This window comes from Streptomyces sp. NBC_01549, assembly GCF_026339955.1.
GTDB lineage: Bacteria > Actinomycetota > Actinomycetes > Streptomycetales > Streptomycetaceae > Streptomyces.
The window spans coordinates 1-10,997 of record NZ_JAPEPW010000014.1; the positions used below are offsets into that span (position 1 = coordinate 1).

General features: G+C 73.2%; 1 protein-coding gene. It reads right to left on the reverse strand.

Annotation, left to right across the window (positions count from 1 at the left end; translation table 11 throughout):
• Positions 1-691: 691 nt before the first annotated feature.
• Entirely contained in the window at positions 692-10,804 is a 10,113-nt protein-coding gene (locus OG819_RS58495) for a hypothetical protein (RefSeq protein ID WP_266658425.1), read from the reverse strand.
• Positions 10,805-10,997: the final 193 nt, after the last annotated feature.

Here is a 10,997-nt window from a genome sequence, read left to right on the forward strand (position 1 = left end):
CGGGGCGGGGCAGGCAGGCGACGTGTGAGGTTCCCCGGCGGGGATGCGCTCGCAAGACGCAATGGTGACGCGGCGCGACCTGACGGAGCCGGGGCGAAGTGCAGAGCCTGGGGTACGGCGGGTCAGCGCGTCAGTGGCCTGGTCACCTCGCTGCGCAGCCTCGGCCGGGACAGCTCGCTCAGCGCAGCGTGGGCGGCGGCAACGTGACCGGACTGGGACTCCCGCCGACGGTTTCTACCCGCCGGGCAACCCAACGCGAAGGCTATGACGACATAGAGGGATCCCCGGTCTTCCCCAAATGACCCGACGGCCGCTCAGCCCGATGGAGCGGGCGGATCTCGCGCAGTCCGCCGCGCTGATCCCCCGTCGGCCCGGCAGCGACGGGGGATGACACTGCCGGGCCGAGACGTCCTTGCGGGGCGCTGAGACGTCGGGGTGAAGGCCCCCTCACTCATTGAAGCGGCCCAGGCCTGTGAGGCCAACGCGCAGCCGGGACATGGGCCCCTTCGAACCCGTTCAGCTGCCTGAAAGACCACTCGCGTCGATCCGGCCGGGATGACTGAGTCCCCGACCGCCGGTCGCCGCCGTCGTTCGCCGCCGGGTCCTCGGTCTCGCACATGGTCCCCGGCCGCGTGCGCCGGCCGGACGCCCGGCAGCCGCGCCAGTCCGACACCATCGTATGCACCGCGTCCTACAGCTCCCCGCTGCCGCCGACACGCTCCGGCCAGGCCGTCTCCGGCAGCTGTAGGTCCGCCGGGTCATCCGCGTCGGCGTGTGTGGGCGGTCGGACCGGGGGCGGGGCGACCGCCTGCTGCGGCGCGGCCGGCCGCTCCAGGGTGCGGTACGTCGGGACCGCCAGGGTGACCTGTCCGTCGGCCTGCCCCTGCGCGATGTCCGGCCCGTCGCTGTAGGACAGCGACGTCCGGTAGGTGACCGGCAGGGTGTGCACCTGGACGCCGTCGGCGGCCGGGTCGACGGCGTGGAACTCGTGGCCCGCGCCCGCGCTGGCGTCCGTTGCCGCCGCGGTCCGGCGGCTGAGGGCGTCCTCGGGACCCTGGCCCTGGAGCCGCGGGTCGCCGTGCGCGTCGAACGGGCCGGTCGGCGAGGCCTGCGCGGTGTCGCCGACGGCCAGGGGGAGCCGGGTCGGCTGCTCGTCACCCGCGACCGTCGAGCCGGAGTAGTGGAGTGTCCGCACGTGGGTCAGATGCAGATCGTGGGTGACGCCGCCGTTGACGCGGTCCGGGTGATAACGGCGCTCCACGGAGATCCGGAGTGTCACCTGGTGGACACCGGTGGCCGTGTCCACCTCGAACCGTGTGGTGTGGCCGCCCGCCGTCATCTCGTCCAGCCCGGCACGCAGCCCCGTGCTGGAGCGCATCTGGTCCAGCGTGCGCAGGTTGTCCAGCCGCCGCAGGTGTACGGCGTCACCGGCCGGGGCCTGGTGCCGGGCCCCGGTGAGGTCCTGGCTCGGCGGCAGGAAACCCTGGTCGCGCAGCCAGGACTCCACGCCGTCGAAGAGCGGACCGGTTCCCTCGACGGCCAGCGGCGTCACGGACACGTCCACGTCCTGCAGGTGCAGGATCTCCGGGGGCAGATGGCGGGGCGTCCGCGGGGCGCCCGAGACGGTGGCGGCGGACGGCACGCGCAGGATCAGCGGATACCTGGTGCCCGGCGCGGCCAGCGGGGTGCCCTCGGCCGGGCCGCGCTCGGGTCCGCCGGGCCGGACCAGGGTGACCTCGTAGACCGCGTCCGCGTTGACCTGGAGCAACGGTCTCGCGGTCCGCAGGGCGCGCGAGGTAAGGGCGCCGCCGCCGGAGGCGAGGGGGTCCGTGGGCTGCTGCCGGACGGCTGCCTGCCCGGTCGGCGTGGATCCGCTCGGGTCCGTCCCGGTGGCCGGGTCCGGGCGGCCGGCCGCGAAGCCGCCGACGCCGCCACCGGGGTCGGTACCGGCCGCGTCGGTGACCGCAGCGCCGCCCGGCAGCCGGACCGAGCGCAGGACGTGCGACTCCAGTACGGAGTCACGGGTGGGCGGTCCGGCGAGTGCGCCCACGTCGGTGCGCTGGATGACATCCGCGTGCAGGCGCAGCATGCCGATGACCGATCCGTCCCGGGCGAACAGGGTCGGCGTGGTGTGGTGGCCGCCGTACATCAGGGGCAGGTTGCCGCGCAGGCTGCCCTCGGCCAGGAACCGGCGCAGCTGGTCGAGGGACGGCTCGGAGAGGTCCGCCAGTTCGTCGGGGAAGGACCGCAGGACGTCGGAGAGGAACGCGTCGGCGCGCGGCACGGTGTCGGTCGCGAAGAGCGGGACCCGGTCCAGGAGCGTCCGCATCGGCGCCGGCCGCTGCTCGGGGTCCTCGCTGGTCAGGGTGACCGGGTCGGCCTCGTCCTCGACGAGGTGGTGGGGGAACCAGACGGTCAGCGGTGTGCCCGGGCCGTCGGTGAGCGGGTGCCACTGGTCGGGGAACGGGGAAGCGGTGCTCGCCTGGGCCGGCGAGGGGGTCGTACCCAGTTCCCATTTCATGCCGTACGCGATCGGCCAGGAACGCTCGCGGCTGCGCAACAGGACCATCGGCCGCACGGACGGGTCGGCGGTGACCGAGGTGGTGGTCCGGTCGTGGGTGAGGGTGAGTTGCGGGGCGGGCTCCTCGGTCCGCGGGGACACGTGGCGCGGATCGGACAGGCCGAGCCGCAGGCTGATCTGGTACGTCCTGCCCTCGTGGGCCGCCCGCAGGGTCATGCCGTGTTCGCCGAGCAGACTCCCCCAGTCGCTGCTGAGCACTCGCGAGGTCAGCGTGTCCCGTACGGCCCGGCGGAAGCCGGGGTCCTCACCCCGGCCGCCTTCGACCCGCCGGATGACCTGCTCCTGGAGCCAGCCGACGGTGTCCTCGGACACCGGGGTGATGTGCACCAGACCCTGCGCACCGGCCCGGGTGGTACCGAACTCGGTGACGGAGCTGCTGAGCCGTTCCGGTCCGGGGCCGGCGACCTGTTCCCCTGCCGTGGTGACGGCCGGGACGGGGTCGGCCGACGCCAGGATCATGCCGTCCAGACCGGCGCCGGGCACCGGCGGACGCGGCTCCAACACCGCGGCGGGGTCGGCCGACGCCAGGATCATGCCGTCCATGTCGGCGTCGCCTGCGGACAGCTCGGACACACCCGGAACCCGGTCGCCCGCGGACAGCTCGGACACACCCGGAACCCGGTCGTGTTCGGGCGGCTCGGACATACCGGGGACCTGGTCGTGTTCGGGCTCGGGTCGTGGTTGTGCGGCGGGGTCTGGTTCGGGCTCGGGCTCGGGCCGAGGGTTCGGGTCGGCGCCGTGGGTGTCGTCGCCGGCCGGGCGCCGGGTGTCTTCCGCCGCCGGGTGTGGCGCGGGGGCGGGGTGGGGGATGAAGTCCACGCGGACGGTCACCGTGCGGTTCGCCTCCCGGGAGGCCTCACCCGCGAGGCGTTCTGCGGGTGCCGCGCTGGAGTCGTAGTCGAGGGCCGTGAGCGTGCCGGAGTTGGGCGGCTGGGAGAGACGCTCTTCCCAGATCCGCCGGGCCGCTTTCGCCCGGTCGGTAGCGGTGAGCCGCGCCTGGTCGGGGAACAGGGAACTGCCGTTGCCGCGGCCGGTGAACGCGACCCGGACACGGGCCAGTTCACCGCTGGCGGTACGGCGGGCGACCGTCGACGCGAAGTGGTCGGCCGTCCGCTGCAGCCACCAGGTCTCCCCAGGGCTCAGCTCATGTGCGCCCTCCTCGAAGTGCGTCACGTGCCAGGGCGCGGTGTCCCGAGAGGCGGGCGCGGGTGTGGGGGCGCCCCCGGCCTGGCTGCCGGCCGGGTGGAGGTGCTGGGCGATCGTCAGCGCGAGGGAGCCCCCGGTGGTGCGCCGGGTGATCGCCTCCAGCCACGGGCCCGCGTGGTTGAGGACCTGCGGGGACACCGGCAGGGCCGTCGGCGTGCGCGGCACCGGCGCCGACGCCGGCGCCGACGCCGGGACGGCGCCGTCCGTCCGCGGCCCGGGGGTGTTGCCGGGGTAGGAGGCGTGAACGGCACCGGCCGGGTCGATCCACAGGTCGCCGCCCCGTTGCCCGCCGCCCGCGAAGCGCACGTGGGCGTCCATGTGGTGGGCCAGGTCGCGCACCAGCGCCTCGCGGTCCATGTCGGCGTAGGCGAAGGCGGCCGGCGGCTCGGGCGGGCGGCCGTCCGGATTGTCCGGGCGGGTGGCGTGGTAGGCCCGCACCGCGTCCATCAGGGCGTCCGTTCGCGCCCGCAGCAGTTCGGCGGTGCCGGGCGGTGCGGTGTGCGGGGTGGCGTCGAGCGTGCGCCGGTAGTCGGCGAGCGCGGGCGGGGGCTCGGTCCCGGGCCGTGCGGCCGCGATCGCCGCGTGGTCGTCCTGCAAGGTCCGCACCGCCCAGTCGAGGGTGGCCCGGTGCAGTTCCAGCGCGAGCCGGTCGGGGTCCACGGTGAGCGCCAGCGTCCGCGGGCTGTCCAGCGGGCCGGCCTGATCGGCCAGCAGCCGCCCGATCACCAGGTCGGCGCGGACCGGGTCCGCACCGGGTTCCCGCGCCGCCCGCACCAGCAGCGGTGCGAGGTCCAGCGGGGTGGCGCGGGCGGCGGCTTCCCATGCCGCGTCCCGGCGGCCGGCGCTCACCCGGGAGTCCGCCAGCTGCTGTTGGAACACCCGCAGGCCGTCCTCCGACACCTCCACGTACATTTCGCCGTTGACCGGCTCGCTGACCCGCAGGCCGCCCCGGGTCGGCGAGCGGAAGATGTGGGTGCGGTGGTCCTCCGCCTCCAGGTGGACCTGGACGCGGATGCGTACCAGCTTCACGGGACCCTGCTGTTTGACGTGCTGCTCGCGCCGGTAGTTGGCGGTGCCGCCGGCTTTCTGCGTCGCCGAGGTGAGCAGGGACAGCGAGGTCGACGGCGAAGCGCTGTGCTGGTCGTGGGAGCCGAAGGCGCCGCTGCCGCTGCCGGTGGCCGACAGGGTGGGCCGCCAGTGGTCGGTGGAGGCGAAGACGGACGTGCCGCTCTGGTGCTTGGAGTAGCGGCCGGTGCCGGTGCCGACGACGTCGCCGAGCACCTGGACGTCGTACATCGCACTGCGCAGGAACAGTTTCACGCCGTGCCCCGACGCGCCCGGCTCGAACAGGTGCGAGGACAGCTGCACCCGCTCGCCGGGGCCGACCCGGCCCAGCACGTTGGTCAGGTGGGTGCGCGACATCAGCAGGTTCAGCAGGGAGCTGACCCGCTTCCCGCCGGCCGCCTCGACGCCGAACACGGCGCGCAGCAGGTCCTCGGCCGTCTTCTGCGACTGGTTGAGCACCACCCCGGCGACGTACGCGTCGCCCGGGAGCCGGCCGAGCGGCCGCAGGTCGCGCGGCCCCGCCGGGATGTCGGACCGCTGGGCCGGGGTGAAACCGGCGATGCCCGAGGGCAGGTGCAGCCGGGTGACACCGTCGGCGGTCACCGTGTGGACGGCGCGCGGCGGAAGCAGGCCCAGCACACGCATGCCGGCCATACTCCACTCGTTCAGCGGGCGGTGCGGCATGTCGACGACAGCGGCTGCGACCCGGAAGGTGTGCTTCACCTGCGCCGTGACGAGCCCGTCCCACGAGTACACCGTCTGCTCGCGCACCCGGGACTCGGCGTGCGTCAGCCCCTCGTGCCGGGTCGTCCCGAAGCCCACGGAGCCACCGCCGCTGCCGTGTCCCTGGCCGGAGCTGATCTTGGGGACGGTGAACGTCTGCCCGATGTCACGCGAGGAGGACACGGAGTTGTTGGACTGGTGATGCCCGTAGTTCTCCAGGCCCGCGTCCGGACGGCGCTCCAGCACCTCCACGCCCGAGCGCAGTTCGGCTTTCACGGTGACCTTCACCAAGTCGGTGTTGAACCAGCCGACCTGGTCGACGAGGTAGAACTCGACACCGTCCGGGGAGAGCAGGTCCTCGTAGACCGCGTCCTCCCGGCCGCGGGAGAACAGGTTGAGCACGGCGTCGAGCGAGCCCTGGAGCCGACCGATGTGACGGCCGTCGGCGGTCCACAGGTCGGCGCCCCTGGTGAGCAGGCCCGGGGCGACCTGCTCCACGGCCTCCCGGAACAGGTCTGCGGTGGACCGGCCGTGCTCGTGGTCGATGCTGATGACGTTGCTGTGGCCGAGGATGTTGCCGCCGGGGTCACGGCGGGTCAGATACTCCGGCAGCGTCAGCGACGCCAGCGGGTTGGCCTGCGGGTCCAGCGCGAGGCCCTCACCGAACGCCTCGCGGAAAGCCGCACGCGCGTCCGCGTCCCAGACGGTCGCCCGGCCGTCCGCGTGCTGCTCACGCAGCAGCCGCGCCCAGGCCAGGCGCCGGCCGGTGACAGGGCCGTCCGCCGACATGACGACATCGTCCAGCCGCACGACCTGGCGGTCCGACTCGTCACGTACGGAAGGCTCGGCCTGCTCGTCACGTACGGTCCCGTCGGCCGGCTCGTGCCCGGTGGAGGTGTCAGGACGCCATCGGGCGAGCAGGCGGGCCACGGTGTTGGCCGGGAGCTTCAGTGATCCGGCGGCCCAGCGCCCCATGGCATCGGTCAGCTGCTGGTCGGAGACCGGCAGGTCACCGGCGGCGTACAGCGCGAGAGCCTCCGGCTCGGGCAGCAGGTAGAGCATCTCGCGGCCGGCCAGGGTCTCGCGGCCGTAGTCACGCGCGGACCACATCAGCTTGCCGCGCTTCTCGGCCAGCTTGGTCAGTGTCAGCTCGACCTCGCTGCCGTACAGGTAGACGTTGCTGAAGCTGAGCTGGATCAGCTCCTTGGCCGCCGCCTGCTGCGAATTCTCCGAGGTGTTGAACTGCCAGCGACGGCTCGTGTCGACGCTGCCGGAGGTGGAGACCGACCGGGCACCGCTGACGCCGCCCACGGTGACGTCCGCCTGGGTCCAGCTCACGCCCCACGAGGTGGAGGTCGTCGTCCCGGCCTGGGACAGCCACAGCTTGATCGCACCCTGCACGAACTGCTCGGAGGAGGCGCCCAGGAACTCGGACGGGCCGAGCTTCGCCTTGACGTCCAGCGCGGCGAAGGTGTCCCGCAACAGCCCGTTGTCGAACGGCTGGTCGGTGGTGTAACCCCCATACGCGGCCTCCTTCATGTGGGCGCGCAGCGACGCCGCCATCGAGTCCAGCGTGCGGGCGGCCGAGCCCTGGGGGCCGTCCAGTGACGGCAGCAGCCGGTTCAGCGCCCCGCGCAGACCCTTGGAGTCCAGGTGGAAGATCACGGCCTGGTCCAGCACCTCGGGCCGGGTCTCGCCCCGTCCCACCGCGGTGCCCTGCGCCCCGTCACCCAGCGGCAGCACCCGAACGATCGCCGGCTGGTCCGGCACCACCAGAGCCGCCGGGTCGCGCTGGCCCTCACGGACCATACCGGGCAGCCCGCTGTGCTGGAACTCGATCGTGACGGTGTAGGTGCTGGTCACCCTCATCCGCAGGAACTCCGCCGAGCTGCTCTCCAGCAGCTCGGGACGGTTGTTGAGGAAGAACGCGTTCTCCGACGCGCTCCTGCCCGCGCTCAGGCCGACGCCCATCCCGCCACCCAGCAGATAGCGGAACATGCCACGGGCCCGCAGGGTCAGCGATACGGTCTTGCCCCCTGACACCCCCATCGAGGCACTGTCCATGCCCATGGCCAGGTTGGTGAGGTGGTGGTCGTTGCCCCGGTCGAGGAACTCGATCGGCCGGGACCGCTCCGCCCTGATGGTGACACGGGCCGCGTCCACGTCGAACTCCATACCGGCGAAGCCCCGTCGCCGGTGCAGCACCAGGGTCAGGCCGTCCTGGTGGAGACGGTCGTGGTGGACGGCCAGACCGTCCCCGACGAACTTGCGCAGCTTGTCCTCGTTTTCGACGCGGCTCTCCAGGCCGGAGGACGGCTGCAACCGCGACTGGCCGCCGATCGGGTTCTCCTGGTCGACCGACAGCAGGAAGTCATGGGCACGCAACGGACCGGAGATCACCTCGAAAAGGTGATCGGCGGTCTCCTCCGGGACCTCCACCAGGCCCATGCCGACACCCCGGTAAGGGCTGTCGTCCCGCAGGTGGCGGGGCAGCCGGTCCGGTACCCGCAACTGCTCCGGCGTGGGACCACCACGCAGCGCCGCGGGGTCGTAGGGCACGAGCGGGCCGGTGGCGGCGCCGACGGCGTCGTCGCGCAGGGCCGACCGCTCGACGGGGAAGCCGTGCCGGAACGCCTCCGGCTGCGGCAGCCGCAGCAGCGCCTGACTCTCCACCATGCCAGTGGCCCGCACCCTGTCGGGGCCTTCGCGGCGTAGCGTCACCTGCGCCTGGAGCATGAACGCGGTGCGATAGGCGACAGTGGCGCCCGCGAACCGCGGGACCATGACCCACAGCCCGGTACGGGAAGCCCCGAGGGAGTCGCCATTATTCCATGTCACCGACCCCGAGACAGAGATATTAAGTCCGCCGCGCGAGTTCCCAGGCGGGCGCGGTATCACGTCCAGCCCCGCGTTGAGCGTGAGGGTCGAGGACTGGCCGAGCCGGTGCTCACCGCCCACGCCGTCGATCGCGGTGCGGACGCTCTCCAGGTGCGCGGTGTCGCTGGTGGCGCCGACCTGCTGCTCCCGTCCCGGATCGAGACGGACGGCGTGCACGGTGATGGTGGCGACGGTGCGGCCGTACTTGTTGTGCAGGCGGAAGGTGTAGCCGCCACGGGCGGTCCCGCGGTCACCGGGCGGACGGTCACCGTTGACGGCATGGTCACCGGACGGACGGTCACCGTTGACGGCATGGTCCAGGAACGACGGCAGGTTCCACAATTTGTGGATGAGTTCGTCGTGGGTGCGCGCATCGGCCGACAGGGGGACACCACCCTCCTCCATGGCGTGCGCGATACCGTCGAACAGCGTGGGCAGGCCGGTGACGCCCGAGGCGAAATACGTGCCGGGCAGCCGGTTCCGCAACACCCCTTCACCCGTGGCGACGACGTGGTCCCCGGCACCCGCTTCCAGATACGGCTTCGGCACCCACAGCAGCAGCCGCTGCGACTCCGGACCCCCCACCGGACGGGCGGTGACGTCGCGCCAGTCATCGTGCCGCGCGCTCACGGGACGCAGCCGCACGGACCAGTTCGGCTCGTACGACACCAGGGTGGCCCCGGCCCGGTTGTCCTCGACGTGTCCGCGCTCGGAGTCGGCGACGTGCGTGGTGGTACGGCCCGACTGGTTCGCGACGCCTGAAACGCCGCCCCCGAGGCTCAGCAGGTGCGCGACCGGCGAGGGCAAGCCGACGCCGAAGTTCAGGTTGACGCCCAGCCGTGTGGCGCCCGTGTTGCTGGACTCGCTCTGCACGTGCGCACCGGTGGCGTACGTGGCGCTGACAGCCGCCGTCGCCCGGAAGGCCCCGGGATCGCCGCCGGCCGGCACCTGGTCCGGGCCGTCCACGGAACCGGCCGGGTTGGCCACCGGCGCCGGCTGCCGGGGGTCGAGCGTGACGAGGGCCTCGACCGGGCCGAGCGACACGAGCAGGCCCTCCGGCCGCTCCGGCCGCTCCCCGCTCAGCAGGAAAGGATAGTTCGAGAGCAACTGCTGCGGCACCCGGTTCCACACCTCGTCGGGAACGCTGTGCCCGAGTTCGATGGCCCAGGCGCGCAACTGGCCGACGACCTCGGCCACATGCGGCAGACCGGCCTTGGGCACGCCGATCGAACGGATACGGGGATCGGCCGCCCGCGCCTCGAACGACGTCGGATCCGGTGACGGTGACGGTGCGTCGCTCGGGGAGGGGGCGTGCCCGTCGCCCTGACCCAGATCGGCCGGATGCCGCCGCGATCGAAGGTCGCCCGCGCCGACACCGCCGGCCTCCCGATCGCCGTCGACGCCGGTGACGACGTCGGTGTCCGTGCCACGGGCGACGGGGAAAGACCCGGACGCCACAGGGGGGGCGGTGGGCTCGGCGGGCGGAAGCGGGGACCGACCGGCCGGACCGGCCATGCCGTCGCCCTCGGGCGCCGTGGTGGGCTCGGCGTCGCTCTCCGTACCGGTGCCCGTGTCCGCCAGGCGGGCGCCCGGCCGCCACCGGTCACCATCGAGCAACTCGAGCGGGTGGCCCGCGGCATCCTCCGCGTCCGGGTCGAAGCGCAGCAACTGCCCGCCGTCCCCGGCCCGCAGGCGGCCCTCGTCCGGCAGCACCTGGACTCCGCCCCGGGCCCCGGTCACCGCCACACCCAGCGTGGTGGCGAGCCGGTGCGCCACGGCGTCCCCACCGGGCATCATCAGGAGCACGGGCGGTCGTTCGGCCGGCAGCATCGCGAGCGTCGCCGCCACCGTGTCGAGGCTCGCCCGTCGGCCGTCGGGCCGCACGAACGCGTCGCCGTCGAGCCGGCCGTACAGCAACAGCACGCCGGGCACGGTACGGGCCAGGCCCTGCACGCTCGCCGGATCCAGAACCGGGGCGCCGTCAACGGGCAGCGAAACCATGACCGGCCTGGTGCCGTACCAGTGCACCGGCAGACTGGCCGCCAACTCCTCCAGCGGCACGGCAACGCCCGAAGACCCCGGCGCCGGCGCGACGACGTCAGTGACGCCGACGGCGACGGCATCGGTGACGCCGACGGCATCGGTGACGGTGACGTCGTCCTGCCCGTCGCGACCAGGGATCAGCTGCCCCGCCCGCTCCTGCCCCGCCTGGTCCTCTCCCGCCGGCAGCGGGTCCCGCCCGGTCTCCCCGGAGGCGGTAACGGCGGACGGAACTTCCGGCGCCGCCTGATCCGCGATCGACTCGACGGTCTCCCGGCCGACACCGTCCACCGACGTGGCAGGATCGGCCAACCCCAGCACCAACCCATCCAGACCCACACCAGGCACCGGCGGACGCGGCTCCAACACCGTGGCAGGATCGGCCAACCCCAGCACCAACCCATCCAGACCCACACCAGGCACCGGCGGACGCGGCTCCAACACCGCGGCAGGATCGGCCAACCCCAGCACCAACCCATCCAGACCCACACCAGGCACCGGCGGA